We start from the raw sequence: 17,473 nt of genomic DNA, 5'->3' as shown, positions 1-17,473 counted from the left end.
GTCCGAACAGACACTAAAAAATCAGCCCTTGAACACTTCATCCAGCAAGTTATGCATCGACCGGAACGCCCGCGCTGCGGTCTTGGCGTCATACATCATCTTGCCGGGCACATTGGCTTCGGGGTCGGTAAAGGAATGCACCGCGCCACCGTAGCTCAGCAATTGCCAATCCACACCCGCCGCGTTCATTTCATCTTCGAACGCCGGCAGTTGTTCTTTCGGTACCAGCGGGTCCGAGGCGCCGTGCAGCACCAGCACTGAACCCTTGATGTTCTTCGCATCTGCGGGGTTCGGTGTGTCGAGGGTGCCATGGAACGATACCGCCGCTTTCAACGGCGCACCGGTACGGGCCAGCTCCAGGGAGCAGCAGCCACCGAAGCAGAAGCCGAAGGTCGCCAGTTTCGACGTATCCACAGCCGCTTCAGTCTGGCTTTGCAGCTGTTCGAAGGCGGCTTGCATACGTTTGTTCAGCAAGGCACGGTCGTTCTTCAGCGGCATCATCGCCGCACCGGCCTCATCACCGTTCGAAGGGCGCACGGTTTGCCCATAGAGGTCGGCGATCAATACCACATAGCCTTGGCCGGCCACGCTCTTGGCGATCTCTTCGGCCCCTGCGCTCACACCCATCCAGTTCGGCGCCATTAACAGCCCCGGCAGCGGGCCTTTGTGGCTGGCATCGAACGCCAAGCGGCTTTCATAAGTCTGGCCATCAATCTGATAGACCACGGAACGTAGTATGACTTGGCTCATGATTCACTCCAGTTGAGGTGCGCTAAAACGAAAAAACCCGCCGAAGCGGGTTTTTCTACAACGGTGTTAAACCGACAGTTCAACCAACAGCTTGTTCAGTCGGCGCACATAGGCGGCCGGATCTTTCAGGCTGTCGCCAGCGGCCAGGGCCGCCTGGTCAAAGAGGATGTGCGACAGGTCGCCAAAACGCTCTTCGCTCTGCTCACCGTCGAGCTTCTCGATCAGCGGGTGCGCCGGGTTGAATTCGAAGATCGGCTTGGAATCCGGAACCTTCTGACCGCTGGCTTCGAGGATCTGACGCATCTGCATGCCCAGGTCCTGCTCGCCGATGGCCAGGATCGCCGGCGAATCGGTCAGACGATGGGAAACCCGCACTTCGCTGACGGCTTCACCCAGGGACGCCTTGATGCGCTCAACCAGGCCTTCTTTGGACTTGGCGACTTCTTCAGCGGCTTTCTTGTCTTCCTCGGAATCCAGGTTGCCCAGGTCCAGGTCGCCACGCGCCACGTCCACAAACGACTTGCCGTCGAATTCGGTGAGGTAGCTCATCAGCCACTCATCGATACGGTCGGTCAGCAGCAGCACTTCGATGCCTTTCTTGCGGAAGACTTCCAGGTGCGGGCTGTTTTTAACCTGAGCGTAGGTTTCACCGGTGAGGTAGTAGATCTTGTCCTGACCTTCCTTGGCGCGTGCCAGGTAGTCGGCCAGCGACACAACCTGTTCACCGTCTTCACCTTGAGTCGAGGCAAAACGCAGCAGGCCGGCGATTTTTTCCTTGTTGGCGAAATCTTCTGCCGGACCTTCTTTCATGACCTGGCCGAAGTTTTTCCAGAAGCCCTTGTATTTCTCAGGCTCGTTCTTCGCCAGTTTTTCCAGCATGTCGAGTACGCGCTTGGTCAACGCCGACTTCATGGAGTCGATGATCGGGTCTTTTTGCAGGATCTCACGCGACACGTTCAGCGACAGGTCGTTGGAGTCGACCACACCCTTGATGAAGCGCAGGTACAGCGGCAGGAACGATTCCGCCTGGTCCATCACGAACACACGCTGTACGTAAAGCTTCAGCCCCTTCGGCGCTTCGCGCTGGTACAAGTCGAACGGCGCACGGGCCGGCACGTAGAGCAGCGAGCTGTATTCCAGCTTGCCTTCGACCTTGTTGTGGCTCCAGCTCAGCGGGTTCTCGTAATCGTGGCCGATGTGCTTGTAGAACTCCTGGTATTCCTCGTCCTTGATCTCGGTACGCGGACGGGTCCACAGGGCGCTGGCGCGGTTGACGGTTTCCCATTCGACGGCCGGTGCTTCTTCGCCTTCGGCAGCCGTCTGTTCTTTCGGCAGCTCGATCGGCAGGGCGATGTGGTCGGAATATTTCTTGATGATGTTGCGCAGGCGCCAGCCATCGGCGAATTCGTCTTCGCCATCTTTCAGGTGCAGCACGATACGGGTGCCACGGTCGGGCTTGTCGAGGGTGGCGATTTCAAACTCGCCCTCACCTTTGGAAGCCCAGTGCACACCTTCGCTGGCGTCAAGACCGGCGCGGCGGCTGAATACTTCTACCTTGTCGGCAACGATGAAAGCCGAATAGAAACCCACGCCGAATTGGCCGATCAGGTGAGAGTCTTTTTTCTGGTCGCCCGACAGGTTCTTCATGAAGTCTGCGGTGCCGGATTTGGCGATGGTCCCCAGGTGGGTGATCGCATCGTCACGGCTCATGCCGATACCGTTGTCTTCGAGCGTGACGGTTTTGGCGTCTTTGTCGTAGCTCACACGGATTTTCAGTTCGGCGCCACCTTCCAGCAACTCAGGCTTGGACAGGGCTTCGAAACGTAATTTGTCGACAGCGTCAGAGGCGTTCGAGATCAATTCGCGAAGGAAAATTTCCTTGTTGGAATACAGCGAATGGATCATGAGGTGTAGCAGCTGCTTCACCTCGGTCTGGAAGCCCAGGGTTTCCTTTTGAGTTTCCACACTCATGGTCATCAAACTCCAATTGGATGGCAATGGCCGCGCCCGAAAGGGTTGGCGGCGGGTTGTCATCAAAGTTGGGGGCTCCAACCTGGATTTCAAGGGCGCGGCGGTTCCTCGATCTTGAAATGTGCGCGAGCGGTGGCAATTGGTTCGGCTGGCGTGGTTTGCCAGGCGGTGATCGCCACGTTGGCGACACGCCGGCCCTGGCGCCACACCTGACAGGTGGCGTAGGTGTCGCGAAATTGGCCGGCGCGCAGGTAATCCAGGGAGAAGTCGATGATTTTCGGCAGGCCCGGGGCGCCGGTAAATACGAGCAAGTGCAACGCCGCTGACAGTTCCATGAAGCCTGCGATCACCCCGCCATGCAGCGCCGGCAATATAGGGTTACCAATGTTGTCCTTGTTGGCTGGCAGGCGAAACAGCAATTCGTCCCCTGAGCGCGTGCATTCGACGCCAATCAGCTTTGCGTAGGGAACCAGGCCGAGCAGTGCCGCGTAATCGCCGTGCTCCAGTGCTTGCTCCAGGCGGGTCTTGAATCGATGACTCATGCTGGCATCCCCTTGAGGTGCTTGCCCATGCGCATGAAGGTGCCTACTACATGGGCAATGGGCTGCTGCGGATCGTCCTGATAGGCCACGCCGCGGGTGAAGATCACATCGGTGGTTACCCGGTAGCATTGGGCGAAGCCATACACCGGTTTATGCGGTTCGGCGGGATGCATATAGTCGATGCGCAAATCCAGGGTCGGGCATACCTCGAACTCGGGCAGCACGCACAGGGTGGCCATGCCGCAGGCGGTGTCCATCAACGAAGTCAGCGCGCCACCGTGGATGACGCCGCTGCGGGGATCACCGACGATATGCGCGCCGTAGGGCAACACCAGCGTCATGCCCTCCTCCGTCGCAGCATGGACCGTAATCCCCAGTACCTGGCAATGGCGAAGCGCCGAAGCAAAGCGAGTGGCGCGGTCTAACAAGGGGGTTTCGGTCATTGTTTTTAAATTCTTATTAGTGTGGGTGGGCCGGATAGGTAATAATTTGGAAAGTTCCTGGCGAAAAGCTTTATATATCTGTGGAACAAAAGGAACTAATGCTGGCCCCTTGAGTTCGAAAGGCCAGTAGATATCTTCAATAAGGAGAAACACCATGCGCAACACATTAGCTATTTCCATGATGCTGGCCGCTGCCCTCGGCCTGGCTGCCTGCGACAAGAAATCCGAAGACAAAGCCCAAGACGCCGCTGCACATTCTGAGCAAGCTCAGCAAGACATGGCGAAAGCACAGGATAAAGTGAACGACGCTGCGAAAGAAAACGCCGATGCTGCCAAAGCTCAGGCCGAATCGAACGCTGCCGCCGCGAAAGAAGCTGCACCTGCCGCACCTGCAGAGCCTGCCAAGCAGTAATTGCACGGTGTAAAGCTGTAGTGCTACAAAAGATAGCCCGCTTATAAAGCGGGCTTTTCTTTGCCTGCTGTTTTATCCGGCGTTCAAGAGACGTTGTCTTTTGCCGGATCCGGGACGTGCATCTCCGTCGGGGTATACACCATCACCTGTAAAACGTCGGAATGGAACTCACGACGGTAAAGCACTAGTACCACCCCGCTGCTCATCAACATGAACAACCACGGGCTGACAAACCAGGCCAGCATGGTCATGCCGAAGTAATAAGCGCGCAGGCCAAAGTTGAACTGGTTGGCCGCCATCGAAATCACCCGCGCCGCCCGCAAGGCAAACGCATTGCGCTCCTGCTCCGACACATGCCGCTCACCAATCATCGGCGCCGAGCCCACCAGCACTGCGGCAAAGTTGTACTGACGCATGCACCAGCTGAAGGTGAAGAAGGCGTAGACGAACACCAGCGCCAGGCACAGCAACTTGATCTCCGACATACCCTGGGAGGCCTGCTGCACCATCGGGATATCCGCCAGCAGCGATACCGCCCGCTCGGAGGCGCCCAGCACGGTGAGGATGCCGGCGAGGATGATCAAGGTGCTGGAGGCGAAGAACGAGGCGTTCCGCTCCAGGTTACCGATCACGCTGGCGTCGGCGATGCGGTTATCGCGCAGCAACATGCGGCGCATCCAGTCTTCGCGATACAGATGCAACACGCTGGCCAGACAGGCCGTGTCGCGGGCCTTCCAGGTGGCGTAACGGGTATAACCACCCCAACACAGGATGAACCATAGGGCAGCAAGCAGGTGGACTTGATTGGTTTCGACAAACGACATGTGGGCCCTTGTTCACAGTTTCCATTTGAGAATTGAGTCACCTGTTCGACGCTAGCTCAAGCAAAAAGACACTGCATGACGCCCATAAAAAATGCCCCGTATCGATTGATACGGGGCATTTCAGCAATGCGTTGAAACCGGTACTACGCGATGGCTTCGCTGCGTTTGCCCAGCATGCGATCCACCACCACCGCCACCACCAGGATCATCACCGACGGCACCAACCACGCCAGGCCCTGCTCGCTCAACGGCAGGTGCATCAGTTGCGACGGCATCCAATCCGCCAGGCCCGCGCCCTTGAGCGCATCGATGCAGCCAAAGATAAACGACACCAGCATGACCGGGCCAACGATACGGCCCTGCTCCTGCCAGAAATCCTTACAGAAGCTCAGGGCCACCAACACGATGCACGGCGGGTAGATCGCGGTGAGCACCGGGATGGAGAACGCGATCAGCTTGGTCAGGCCCAGGTTGGACACGAACAGCGAGAACAGCGCGAGGATCACCACCAGGGTCTTGTAGGACAGCGGCAGCACACGGCTGAAGTACTCGGCGCAGGCGCAGGTCAGGCCCACGGCGGTGACCAGGCACGCCAGGGAAATCAGCACCGCCAGGAAACCGCTGCCCAGTGAGCCGAAGGTATGTTGTACATAGGCGTGCAGCACTGCGGCACCGTTGCTGGCACCTGCGGCCACGGCATGACTGCCCGAACCCAGGCGGAACAGGCTGATGTACACCAGCGCCAGGCCCACGCCGGCAATCAGCCCGGCAATGATCGCGTAACGCGTGATCAGCTTGGGCGATTCCACGCCACGGGAGCGAATCGCATTGACGATGACAATGCCAAATACCAGCGCACCCAGGGTATCCATGGTCAGGTAGCCATTGATAAAGCCCTGGGAGAATGGCGCGGCGACGTATTCCGGCGTGGCGACACCGACTTCACCGGCCGGCAAGGCAAACGCGGCGATGCCAAGGATGGCCAGGGCGATGATCTTCAGCGGCGCGAGGAAACGCCCCACGGTGTCCAGCAGGCGCCCTGGGTACAGCGACACGAAAAACACCACCAGGAAATACACCGAGCTGTACAGGAACAGCGCCAGCGGGCTTTCGCCGGTCAGCGGCGCCAGGCCCACTTCGAACGAAACGGTGGCGGTACGCGGCGTGGCGAACAGCGGCCCGACCGCCAGGTACGCCGCCGCCGCGAGCAGGCCGCCAGCGATCTTGCCGATCGGGCTGCTCAGCGCATCCATACCGCCGCCGACCTTGGCCAGTGCGATCACGGTGACGACCGGCAGGCCAACTGCGGTAATCAGGAACCCCAAGGCGGCCATCCAGACGTGTGGCCCGGACTGCAAGCCCACGATAGGCGGGAAGATGATGTTGCCGGCGCCCACGAACAGGGCAAAGGTCATAAAGCCCAACGCCAGGATATCCTGGCTTTTCAACACTTTCATTTGAGGAAATACCACACTACTGAATCGGAATTTAGAGAGGGCTTCCCTATGGATGAGGGAAAGGCTGCCGGTCCTGATCGGGACCGACCGGTCCAGCGCGGGGCTTCCTTTTGGGAGGCGCACGCATAAAGAGGCGGCTAGGGTACAGAATTAGCCTGACAAACGCACTGTTGCAGGGCGAACTGTCCGATAAGCGACATTTCAATGTCGTGTTTTCATACTTAATTTGGCAATACAGACAAAAATGTGGGAGGGGGCTTGCTCCCGATGGCAGTGTGCCAGTCAATATATCAGTGACTGATTCACCTTCATCGGGAGCAAGCCCCTCCCACATGGGACCGAGTACATTTCAATAAATGGGCGGCCCAAATGCACAAAGGCCACCCGAAGGTGGCCTTTGCTGGTAAAGCGTCAGCTAAGCGCGAGGCTTACTTGACAGCCCAACCGGTCAGCTCGGACAAAGCCTTGCCGATGTCTGCCAGCGAACGCACGGTTTTCACGCCTGCGTCTTCCAGGGCAGCAAACTTCTCGTCTGCAGTGCCTTTGCCGCCAGAGATGATTGCGCCAGCATGGCCCATGCGCTTGCCCGCAGGGGCAGTCACACCAGCAATGTAGGAAACAACCGGCTTGGTCACGTGTGCCTTGATGTAGGCAGCGGCTTCTTCTTCGGCCGAACCGCCGATCTCACCGATCATGACGATCGCTTCGGTCTTCGGGTCTTCCTGGAACAGCTTCAGGATGTCGATGAAGTTGGAGCCTGGGATCGGGTCACCGCCGATGCCGACGCAAGTCGACTGACCGAAACCGGCGTCAGTGGTCTGCTTCACAGCTTCGTAGGTCAGGGTGCCGGAACGGGAAACGATACCGACTTTGCCTGGCAAGTGAATGTGACCTGGCATGATGCCGATCTTGCATTCGCCTGGAGTGATCACGCCTGGGCAGTTAGGGCCGATCAGGACAACGCCCAGTTCGTCGCACTTAACTTTAGCGTCCAGCATGTCCAGGGTAGGAATGCCTTCGGTGATGCACACGATCAGCTTGATGCCGCCGAATGCCGCTTCCAGGATGGAATCTTTGCAGAAAGGTGCTGGAACGTAGATCACGCTGGCGGTAGCGCCAGTGGTTTCTACAGCTTCTTTCACGGTGTTGAACACTGGCAGGCCCAGGTGCTCGGTGCCGCCTTTGCCCGGAGTTACGCCGCCAACCATCTTGGTGCCGTATTCGATGGCTTGCTGGGTGTGGAAACTACCTTGCGAACCGGTAATACCCTGGCAGATAACTTTGGTGTCTTTATTGATCAGGACGCTCATTATTTGCCCTCCGCAGCTTTGACAACTTGTTGAGCAGCGTCGGTCAGGCTGGTAGCCGCGATGATGTTCAAACCGCTTTCTGCCAGTACTTTAGCGCCCAGTTCAGCGTTGTTACCTTCAAGGCGAACAACAACCGGGATTTTAACGCCAACTTCTTTCACTGCACCGATGATGCCTTCGGCAATCATGTCGCAACGAACGATGCCGCCGAAGATGTTGACCAGTACTGCAGCGACGTTGGAGTCGGACAGGATGATCTTGAACGCTTCGGTAACACGTTCCTTGGTAGCGCCACCACCTACGTCGAGGAAGTTGGCTGGTTTGCCGCCATGCAGGTTGACGATGTCCATGGTACCCATGGCCAGGCCGGCACCGTTGACCATGCAGCCGATGTTACCTTCCAGGGCTACGTAGTTCAGTTCGAACTTGGCAGCGTGCGCTTCGCGCGGATCGTCCTGGGACGGATCATGGAAAGTCTTCAGCTTAGGCTGACGGTACATGGCGTTGGCGTCGATGTTGATCTTGGCGTCGAGGCAGTGCAGATCGCCGTCAGCCTTGATCACCAGCGGGTTCACTTCCAGCAGGGCCAGATCGTGATCCTGGAACAGTTTGGCCAGACCGACGAAGATCTTGGCGAACTGGGCAACTTGCTTGCCTTCCAGGCCCAGTTGGAAAGCCAGCTCGCGACCCTGGAATGGCTGAGCGCCAACCAGTGGATCGATAGTGGCTTTCAGAATTTTTTCTGGGGTTTCGTGAGCGATCTTCTCGATGTCCACGCCACCTTCGGTGGAAGCCATGAACACGATGCGACGGCTCGAACGGTCAACGACAGCGCCCAGGTACAGCTCTTTAGCGATATCAGTGCACGATTCAACCAGGATCTTGGTGACTGGCTGGCCATTGGCATCAGTCTGGTAAGTCACCAGACGCTTGCCCAGCCACTGCTGTGCGAAGGCCTTGGCGTCTTCTTTGCTGCGAACCAGCTTAACGCCGCCCGCTTTACCGCGACCACCGGCGTGGACCTGGGCTTTGACAACCCACTCGCTGCCGCCGATTTTGTCGCAAGCTTCTGCTGCTGCTTCCGGGGTGTCTACTGCGTAGCCCTTGGAAACTGGCAGGCCGTATTCAGCGAACAGCTGCTTACCCTGATACTCGTGAAGATTCATGCTTTTTACCGTCTTCGTTAGGTACTGCGCATTCGGCGCTGCGCTCATTATGAGTGCCGCGCCACCTGTGACTGCTGCTTGCGCAACTTGCAGGGCTTATGGCCCGTAAAGCTGCGCAAGGCTGCGTCCAGCGGATATTCCGCGGTGAGTCTTGCGCGCAAGGCTCACGACGGGCAACTCCGCCGTGGTTTCTTATTATCTCGCTTAGCGCTTCTTGCGGTTGGCGATGTGGATGGCGCCGCCATTCACAGCCAACGCTGCTTCGTGCAACGCTTCGGACAGGGTCGGATGGGAGAAGACCATCATGCCCAGGTCTTCGGCGCTGGTGCCGAATTCCATACCGATAGCGCCTTGCTGAACCAGTTCTGCAGCGCTTGGGCCAATCACGTGGACGCCCAATACGCGGTCAGTCTTGGCATCAGCGATGACTTTGACAAAACCACCGGTGTCGTTGGCTGCCATGGCACGGCCAGAAGCGGCAAACGGGAAGGTGCCGACGTTAACTTCAACGCCTTCAGCTTTCAACTGCTGTTCGTTCTTGCCGACCCATGCAATTTCCGGATGGGTGTAGATAACCGATGGAATCAGGTCGTAGTTCATCTGGGTCTTGTGACCCTTGATGCGCTCGACAACCATGATGCCTTCTTCGGAAGCCTTGTGGGCCAGCATCATGCCACGAACCACGTCGCCGATCGCGTAAACGCCCGGCACGGTGGTTGCGCAGTGATCGTCAACGTGAATGAAACCACGCTCATCGATGCTCACGCCGCTGTCGGAAGCCAGCAGGTCGGTGGTCACTGGACGGCGACCAACGGCTACGATCAGCTTGTCGAAGGTGATGGTCTGCTCGCCTTCCTTGTCGGTGTAGGTCACGACCACTTCTTCGCCGTTGACTTTAGAACCGGTAACACGGGCGCCAAGCTTGATGTCCAGACCTTGCTTGGTCAGGGTCTTGTAGGCTTCCTTGGACACGGCGGTGTCGGCAGCCAGCAGGAACGTGTCCAGGGCTTCGAGCACGGTCACTTCGGAACCCAGGCGGGACCATACCGAACCCAGTTCCAGGCCGATGACGCCGGCGCCGATGACGCCCAGGCGCTTAGGTACGGCCTGGAATTCCAGGGCGCCGGTCGAATCAACGATCACGTTCTGATCGACTGGAGCCGGTGGAATGTCGATTGGACGCGAACCAGGGGCCAGGATCACGTTCTCGGCTTCGATGACTTCAACCGAGCCGTCCGGCTTGGTGATTTCAACTTTCTTGCCGGCCAGCAGTTTGCCGTGACCTTGCAGGGAAGTAACGCCGTTGGCCTTGAACAAGGTGGCAACGCCGGAAGTCAGGCCTTTGACGATGTTGGCTTTACGGCCGACCATCGCTGGCACGTCCATGGTCACGCCAGCATGGTTGATACCGTGAATCGCGAAGCCATCCTGGGCTTCGTGGAATTTCCAGGAGCTGTCCAGCAGCGCCTTGGACGGAATGCAACCCACGTTCAGGCAGGTACCACCCAGCGCCAGTTTGCCTTCCTTGTCGGTGTACTTTTCGATGCAAGCAGTCGAGAGGCCCAGTTGTGCGGCCTTGATGGCGGCAACATAGCCGCCAGGGCCTGCACCAATCACTACAACGTCAAATTTCTGTGTCATAAAAAGGTTCCCTTTTTAGCTGCAAGCTACAAGCCGCACGCCGCAAGTTGAAAGCACCGCTCGCCGCTTTGGGCTTGGCGCTTGCAGCTTGCGACCTGCAGCTGCTTTTTAGATATCCAGAAGCAGGCGAGCCGGGTCTTCCAGCAGATTCTTGATGGTCACCAGGAACGTCACGGCTTCTTTACCATCGATCAGGCGGTGATCGTAAGACAGCGCCAGGTACATCATTGGGCGGATCACGACCTGGCCATTGATGGCCATCGGACGCTGGATGATGTTGTGCATGCCCAGGATCGCAGCTTGCGGTGGGTTGACGATCGGCGTCGACATCATCGAACCGAAGGTACCACCGTTGGTGATGGTGAAGGTACCGCCGGTCATCTCGTCGATGGTCAGCTTGCCGTCACGGGCTTTCTTGCCGAAGCCGGCGATGCCGCCTTCGATTTCGGCCAGGCTCATCAGCTCGGCGTTACGCAGAACCGGAACCACCAGGCCACGGTCGCTGGACACGGCAACGCCGATGTCTGCATAGCCATGGTAAACGATGTCGGCGCCGTCGATGGAAGCGTTGACTGCCGGGAAGCGCTTCAGCGCTTCGGTGGCCGCTTTCACGAAGAACGACATGAAGCCCAGGCGCACGCCGTTGTGGGACTTCTCGAACAGATCCTTGTACTTCGAACGCAGGGCCATGACTTCAGTCATGTCGACTTCGTTGAACGTGGTCAGCATCGCCATGTTCGACTGAGCTTCAACCAGGCGCTTGGCCACGGTGGCACGTACACGGGTCATCGGTACGCGCTTCTCGGTGCGGTCGCCGGCGGCGAATACAGGCGCGGCGGCAGCTGGAGCAGCGGCCTTGGCAGGTGCGGCAGCCGGAGCGTTTTTCTTGGCTTCAATAGCAGCAACCACGTCTTCCTTGGTAACACGGCAGTCTTTGCCGGTGCCTTTGATGGAAGCCAGGTTGATACCGTTCTCTTCAGCCAGTTGACGCGCAGCCGGTGCTGCGATTGGGTCTTCGCCACCTGCAGCCGGAGCGGCGGCCGGGGCAGCAGAGGCAGCGGCAGCCGGTGCGGCAGCAGCAGGCGCGGCAGCAGCGCTGCCCTCTTCGATCGAACCCAGTACCTGGTTCGACAGAACGGTAGCGCCTTCTTCTGCAACGATCGCGCCCAGCACGCCGTCGGCTTCGGCCAGCACTTCCAGCACAACCTTGTCGGTCTCGATGTCGACGATCAGGTCGTCACGCTTGACGGCCTCGCCTGGTTTCTTGTGCCAGGTGGCAACGGTGCCATCGGCAACCGATTCCGGGAATGACGGGGCTTTGATTTCGATAGCCATTATCTGTAGGTCCTTAAAATTCGGTTTCAGTCAGCGCGAAGGCGTTAAACAGTGAAAGCATCTTGCAGCAGTTTTTCCTGCTGCTCGGCGTGCATCGACGCGTAGCCACAAGCAGGTGCAGCAGATGCATCACGACCGGCATACTCCAGGCCCAAAGCCTTGTTGTGGTTGCCGATGCTGCGACGCAGGTGATGCTGGCTGCTGTACCAGGCGCCCTGGTTCATCGGTTCTTCCTGACACCACACGACATTCGTGAGGTTGGTGTAAGGCGCGATGATCTCCATGAGGTCATCTTCCGGGAACGGGTAAAGCTGCTCGATACGCACGATGGCGATGTCTTCGCGGCCTTCGGCACGGCGTTTTTCCAGCAGATCGTAGTAGACCTTGCCGCTGCACAGGATCAGGCGAGTGACCTTGGCGGCGTCCAGCGTATCGATTTCTGGAATAACGGTCTGGAACGAACCTTCGGCCAGGTCTTCCAGGGTCGAAACGGCCAATTTGTGACGCAACAGCGATTTGGGAGTCAACACGACCAGCGGCTTGCGCAGCGGGCGGATTACCTGGCGACGCAGCAAGTGGTAGATCTGCGCCGGGGTCGTCGGTACGCACACCTGGATGTTGTGCTCGGCGCACAACTGCAGGTAACGCTCCAGACGGGCCGAGGAGTGCTCCGGACCCTGCCCTTCATAACCATGGGGCAACAGCATGGTCAGACCGCACAGGCGGCCCCACTTGTGCTCGCCGCTGGTGATGAACTGGTCGATAACCACCTGGGCACCGTTGGCGAAGTCGCCGAACTGGGCTTCCCAGATCACCAGCGCCTGCGGCGTGGTAGTGGAGTAGCCGTATTCGAACGCCAGTACGGCTTCTTCGGACAGGAACGAATCGTACAGGTCGAAACGTGGCTGGCCTTCGTACAGGTTCTGCAACGGGATGTAGGTGCCCGCGTCTTTCTGGTTGTGCAACACGGCATGACGGTGCGAGAACGTACCGCGGCCGATGTCCTGGCCGGTCATGCGGATCGGGTGACCTTCGAACGCCAGGGTCGCGTACGCCATGGTTTCGGCGTAACCCCAGTTGATCGGCAGGCCGCCGGCTTGCATCTTCTGACGGTCTTCGTAGATCTTCGCAACCTGGCGCTGAACCACGAAGCCTTCAGGGATTTCCAGCAACTTGGCAGACAACTCCTGCAAGGTCTTCAAGTCGAAGCTGGTGTCATGGCGCGCGGTCCAAGTGTGACCCAGGTACGGACGCCAATCGACGAACAGCTCTTTGTTCGGCTCTTTGACCAGACTCTTCACTACATGCAGGCCGTTATCCAGCGCGTTGCGGTATTCATCGATTTTCGCCTGAACACGCGCATCATCCAGCACGCCGGCCTTGGTCAGGCTTTCGGCGTACAGCTCACGGGTGGTGCGCTGCTTGGTGATCTGCTGGTACATCAACGGCTGGGTGCCGCTTGGTTCGTCCGCTTCGTTGTGACCGCGACGGCGGTAGCAAACCAGGTCGATCACCACGTCACGCTTGAATTGCATGCGGTAGTCGACAGCCAGTTGGGTCACGAACAGTACGGCTTCCGGATCATCACCATTCACATGGAGAATCGGCGCCTGGATCATCTTGGCAACGTCGGTGGCGTACTCGGTGGAGCGCGCATCCAGCGGGTTGCTGATGGTGAAGCCAACCTGGTTGTTGATGACGATGTGAACCGTACCGCCGGTCTTGAAGCCGCGGGTCTGCGACATCTGGAACGTTTCCAGGACCACGCCTTGACCGGCGAATGCCGCGTCACCGTGGATGGAAATCGGCAGCACCTTTTCACCGGTGGTGTCGTTACGACGATCCTGGCGAGCCCGCACCGAACCCTCGACCACTGGAGAAACGATTTCCAGGTGGGAGGGGTTGAAGGCCATGGCCAGGTGAACTTCACCGCCGGTGGTCATGACGTTGGACGAGAAGCCCTGGTGGTATTTAACGTCACCGGAACCCAGTTCAACCTTCTTTTTGCCTTCGAACTCGTCGAACAGCTCGCGCGGGTTCTTGCCGAAGGTGTTGACCAACACGTTCAGGCGACCACGGTGGGCCATGCCGATCACGACTTCCTTGGTGCCGTAGGAACCGGAACGCTGGATCAGCTCGTCGAGCATCGGAATCAGGCTTTCGCCGCCTTCCAGGCCGAAACGCTTGGTGCCCGGGTATTTGGTACCCAGGTATTTTTCGAGACCTTCAGCGGCAGTCACGCGCTCAAGCAGGTGGCTGCGCACATCGGCGGACAATACCGGACGGCCACGCACGCCTTCCAGGCGGTGCTGGAACCACTGGCGCTGCTCGGAATCGGTGATGTGCGTGAACTCAGCGCCGATGGTGCGGCAATATGTCTGCTGCAACGCTTCGTGAATTTCGCGTAGGCTCGCTTCCTCTTTGCCGATGAACAGGTCGCCGGCACGGAAGGTCGTATCAAGATCGGCATTGGTCAAGCCGTAATGATTGATCGACAGGTCAGCAGGTGCAGGACGCTGCCAGAGCCCCAGCGGGTCAAGCTGGGCCGCCTGGTGGCCGCGCATCCGGTAAGCCTGGATCAGTCGCAGTACTTCAACTTGCTTCTTCTCGTGCTCACTGCTCACGCTGCCGGCGGAAACCGGTTGGGCGCGGCGCTGGTTCTTTGCCAGCAGCACGAAATGATCGCGAATCGCAGCATGCGATACATCGGTGGCAGCGTTGCCGTCTGAAGACAACGTCTGAAATTTGGTGCGCCATTCTTCTGGCACAGCGTTAGGGTCGTGCAGGTAGAGCTCATAAAGCTCTTCCACATAGGCAGCGTTACCACCTGAAAGATAGCCGCTGTTCCACATGCGCTGCATCACGCTTTCTTGCATGCTTGGTCACCCTCGATTTGGGGACACCACCGGCGAAAACACCGAGTTTGCTTGCAAAAGGCCAAGTGCAGCGACCAAAACAAGCCACTTAGGATCACGCTGATAGTTCGGGTACCAACCCGAATGCCCCTGCTTGTCTCATTTCTTCAAAATAAGAGCCGCGGCTTTGTAAGTCGCTGCTCAAGTTAAAACTACGGCGCCGGTTGAAGCCTGCGCCGCAGCATTTACGGGCACAACGGTCCTGCTTTTACGTCAGTTACACGCCGCTTTGCAGCAGCATGTTACGGATGTGACCAATGGCCTTAGTCGGGTTCAGGCCTTTGGGACATACGTTGACGCAGTTCATGATCCCGCGGCAGCGGAATACGCTGAACGGGTCATCCAGTGAAGCCAGACGCTCGGACGTCTTGGTGTCACGGCTGTCTGCCAGGAAGCGGTAGGCTTGCAGCAGCGCAGCCGGGCCCAGGAACTTGTCCGGGTTCCACCAGAAGGATGGGCAGGACGTCGAGCAGCAAGCGCACAGGATGCACTCGTACAGGCCGTCGAGTTTTTCACGCTCTTCCGGGGACTGCAGACGCTCGATGGCCGGAGCCGGCGTGTCGTTCTGCAGGAATGGCTTAACTTTCTCGTATTGCTTGTAGAAGATGCTCATATCCACAACCAGGTCACGGATAATCGGCAAACCTGGCAGTGGACGAACGATCAGCTTATTGCCCTTGACCACGGCGGACAGCGGAGTGATGCACGCCAGGCCGTTTTTGCCGTTGATGTTCATGCCGTCGGAACCGCACACACCTTCACGGCAAGAGCGACGATAGGAGAAACCTTCGTCCTGCTCTTTGATCAGTGCCAGTACATCCAGCACCATCAGGTCTTTACCACCGGTATCGACCTGGAACTCCTGCATGAACGGCGCGGCGTCCTGATCAGGGTTGTAGCGGTAAACACTGACTTTCAACATGGCAGCCACCCTTAGTAAGTCCGAATCTTCGGTTCAAACGTCGGCACCGTCTTCGGCGAGAAGTTCACGGCACGCTTGGTTACGCGCTTGTCACCCGGGAAGTACAGGGTGTGGCACAACCAGTTCTCGTCGTCGCGGTCTTCAAAGTCTTCACGAGCGTGGGCGCCACGGGATTCCTTACGAACCTCGGCGGCGATCGCAGTCGCTTCTGCCACTTCCAGCAGGTTCTGCAGCTCAAGGGCTTCGATACGAGCGGTGTTGAACGCCTGGCTCTTATCGTTGATCTTGACGTTGGCGATGCGCGTGCGCAGGTCGGCCAGCTGGGCGATGCCCTTCTGCATGTATTCGCCGGTACGGAACACACCGAAGTAGTTCTGCATGCAGCTTTGCAGCTCGCGACGCAGGGTTGCCACGTCTTCGCCGTCAGTGCGCTCGTTCAGAGCGTTCAGGCGCGCCAGGGCGGTTTCGATGTTGGCGTCGGTGGCGTCATCGTATTCGATGCCGTCGGTCAGGGCTTTTTCCAGGTGCAGGCCGGCAGCGCGGCCGAATACCACCAGGTCGAGCAGCGAGTTGCCACCCAGGCGGTTGGCACCGTGAACCGATACGCAGGCCACTTCGCCTACCGCGAACAGACCATGGATGATCTCGTCCACACCGTCGGCGTTCTGGGTGATCGCCTGGCCATGAATGTTGGTCGGCACGCCGCCCATCATATAGTGGCAAGTCGGAACCACTGGCACCGGCGCAACCACCGGGTCAACGTGAGCAAAGGTCTTGGACAGCTCGCAGATACCTGGCAGACGGCTGTGCAGCACTTCTTCGCCCAGGTGATCGAGCTTGAGCAGTACGTGGTCGCCGTTCGGGCCACAGCCGTTGCCGGCGATGATTTCCTTGACCATCGAACGGGCCACGACGTCACGACCAGCAAGGTCTTTCGCGTTCGGCGCATAACGCTCCATGAAACGCTCGCCGTGCTTGTTGATCAGGTAGCCACCTTCACCACGGCAACCTTCGGTCACCAGTACACCGGCGCCGGCGATGCCGGTCGGGTGGAACTGCCACATTTCGATGTCTTGCACCGGTACGCCTGCACGCAGAGCCATGCCGACGCCGTCACCGGTGTTGATCAGGGCATTGGTGGTCGACGCGTAGATACGCCCTGCACCGCCGGTCGCCAGCACGGTAGCCTTGGCGCGGATGTAGGTGGTTTCACCGGTTTCGATGCAGATGGCGATCACGCCGACGAACTCGCCCTTGCCGTTCTTCACCAGATCGACAGCGTAGTACTCGTTCAGGAACGTGGTACCGGCTTTCAGGTTGCCCTGATAAAGGGTGTGCAGCAGCGCGTGACCGGTACGGTCGGACGCGGCGCAGGTACGGGCAGCCTGGCCACCTTTACCGTAATCCTTGGACTGGCCGCCGAACGGACGCTGGTAGATACGGCCTTGCTCGGTACGGGAGAACGGCAGACCCATGTGGTCCAGCTCGAACACCGCAGCCGGGCCTTCCTGACACATGTATTCGATAGCGTCCTGGTCACCGATATAGTCGGAACCCTTGACGGTATCGTACATGTGCCAGCGCCAGTCATCGTTCGGGTCAGCGGAGGCGATGGCGCAGGTAATGCCACCCTGGGCCGATACGGTGTGCGAACGCGTCGGGAACACCTTGGTGATCACGGCGGTCTTGTGCCCACCCTGGGCCAGCTGCAGCGCAGCGCGCATGCCGGCACCGCCGCCACCAATAATGATGGCGTCGAATGAAATAGTAGGAATGTTAGCCATG

The 17,473-nt window shown here is 58.7% G+C and carries 14 protein-coding genes; 1 reads left to right on the top strand and 13 read right to left on the bottom strand.

The genetic code is table 11. The annotated features are described in order from the left end of the window. Positions 1-21: 21 nt before the first annotated feature. From C4J93_RS09130 to C4J93_RS09115, 4 genes are all read right to left on the bottom strand, one after another. On the bottom strand, positions 22-750 hold the full coding sequence (locus C4J93_RS09130; RefSeq protein WP_124429142.1) for a dienelactone hydrolase family protein: 729 nt from the start codon (positions 748-750) through the stop codon (positions 22-24). A 66-nt stretch (positions 751-816) separates the two neighbouring features. Further along, a complete protein-coding gene (htpG, locus tag C4J93_RS09125) occupies positions 817-2,721 on the bottom strand; it encodes a molecular chaperone HtpG (RefSeq protein ID WP_124429141.1) in 1,905 nt (634 codons plus the stop codon). An 89-nt stretch (positions 2,722-2,810) separates the two neighbouring features. Beyond that, the gene (locus C4J93_RS09120; protein WP_124429140.1) at positions 2,811-3,263 is read right to left on the bottom strand and encodes a PaaI family thioesterase; all 453 of its coding nucleotides are present in this window, start codon (positions 3,261-3,263) and stop codon (positions 2,811-2,813) included. Continuing rightward, positions 3,260-3,706, bottom strand: a complete 447-nt coding sequence (locus C4J93_RS09115) for a PaaI family thioesterase (protein ID WP_124366432.1) — start codon at positions 3,704-3,706, stop codon at positions 3,260-3,262. The genes C4J93_RS09120 and C4J93_RS09115 overlap by 4 nt, the downstream gene beginning before the upstream one ends. 154 nt (positions 3,707-3,860) lie before the next feature. Between C4J93_RS09115 and C4J93_RS09110 the strand changes: the two genes are divergently transcribed. Continuing rightward, positions 3,861-4,118: a hypothetical protein gene (locus C4J93_RS09110; RefSeq protein WP_124361983.1), complete on the top strand. Its 258-nt coding sequence runs from the start codon at positions 3,861-3,863 to the stop codon at positions 4,116-4,118. An 83-nt stretch (positions 4,119-4,201) separates the two neighbouring features. On the opposite strand, the gene C4J93_RS09105 is transcribed toward C4J93_RS09110, so the two are convergent. From C4J93_RS09105 to sdhA, 9 genes are all read right to left on the bottom strand, one after another. Next, entirely contained in the window at positions 4,202-4,942 is a 741-nt protein-coding gene (locus tag C4J93_RS09105; protein ID WP_124403559.1) for a DUF599 domain-containing protein, read from the bottom strand. Positions 4,943-5,085: 143 nt separating this feature from the next. After that, on the bottom strand, positions 5,086-6,399 hold the full coding sequence (gene brnQ / locus C4J93_RS09100; RefSeq protein WP_124361981.1) for a branched-chain amino acid transport system II carrier protein: 1,314 nt from the start codon (positions 6,397-6,399) through the stop codon (positions 5,086-5,088). 428 nt (positions 6,400-6,827) lie between these two features. Then, entirely contained in the window at positions 6,828-7,709 is an 882-nt protein-coding gene (gene sucD / locus C4J93_RS09095; RefSeq protein ID WP_048729999.1) for a succinate--CoA ligase subunit alpha, read from the bottom strand. Beyond that, entirely contained in the window at positions 7,709-8,875 is a 1,167-nt protein-coding gene (sucC, locus tag C4J93_RS09090) for an ADP-forming succinate--CoA ligase subunit beta (RefSeq protein ID WP_003190011.1), read from the bottom strand. Before sucC ends, sucD begins: the two co-directional genes overlap by 1 nt. Before the next feature lie 204 nt (positions 8,876-9,079). Further along, positions 9,080-10,516, bottom strand: coding sequence for a dihydrolipoyl dehydrogenase (gene lpdA / locus C4J93_RS09085; protein ID WP_065949127.1), 1,437 nt, complete (start codon positions 10,514-10,516; stop codon positions 9,080-9,082). A 108-nt stretch (positions 10,517-10,624) separates the two neighbouring features. Next, positions 10,625-11,851 (bottom strand): 2-oxoglutarate dehydrogenase complex dihydrolipoyllysine-residue succinyltransferase, encoded by a 1,227-nt coding sequence (gene odhB / locus C4J93_RS09080; protein ID WP_124429139.1) that lies wholly within the window; start codon positions 11,849-11,851, stop codon positions 10,625-10,627. 44 nt (positions 11,852-11,895) lie between these two features. Further along, positions 11,896-14,727, bottom strand: a complete 2,832-nt coding sequence (locus tag C4J93_RS09075) for a 2-oxoglutarate dehydrogenase E1 component (protein ID WP_124361978.1) — start codon at positions 14,725-14,727, stop codon at positions 11,896-11,898. A gap of 256 nt (positions 14,728-14,983) precedes the next feature. After that, the gene (locus tag C4J93_RS09070) at positions 14,984-15,688 is read right to left on the bottom strand and encodes a succinate dehydrogenase iron-sulfur subunit (RefSeq protein WP_124429138.1); all 705 of its coding nucleotides are present in this window, start codon (positions 15,686-15,688) and stop codon (positions 14,984-14,986) included. Between the two features lie 11 nt (positions 15,689-15,699). After that, positions 15,700-17,472, bottom strand: coding sequence for a succinate dehydrogenase flavoprotein subunit (gene sdhA, locus C4J93_RS09065; RefSeq protein ID WP_124370170.1), 1,773 nt, complete (start codon positions 17,470-17,472; stop codon positions 15,700-15,702). Position 17,473: the final 1 nt, after the last annotated feature.

This window comes from Pseudomonas sp. R2-37-08W (assembly GCF_003851705.1).
Classification (GTDB): domain Bacteria; phylum Pseudomonadota; class Gammaproteobacteria; order Pseudomonadales; family Pseudomonadaceae; genus Aquipseudomonas.
Note: the sequence above shows the minus strand (reverse complement) of the source record. Positions and strands in the feature narration are given on the sequence as shown.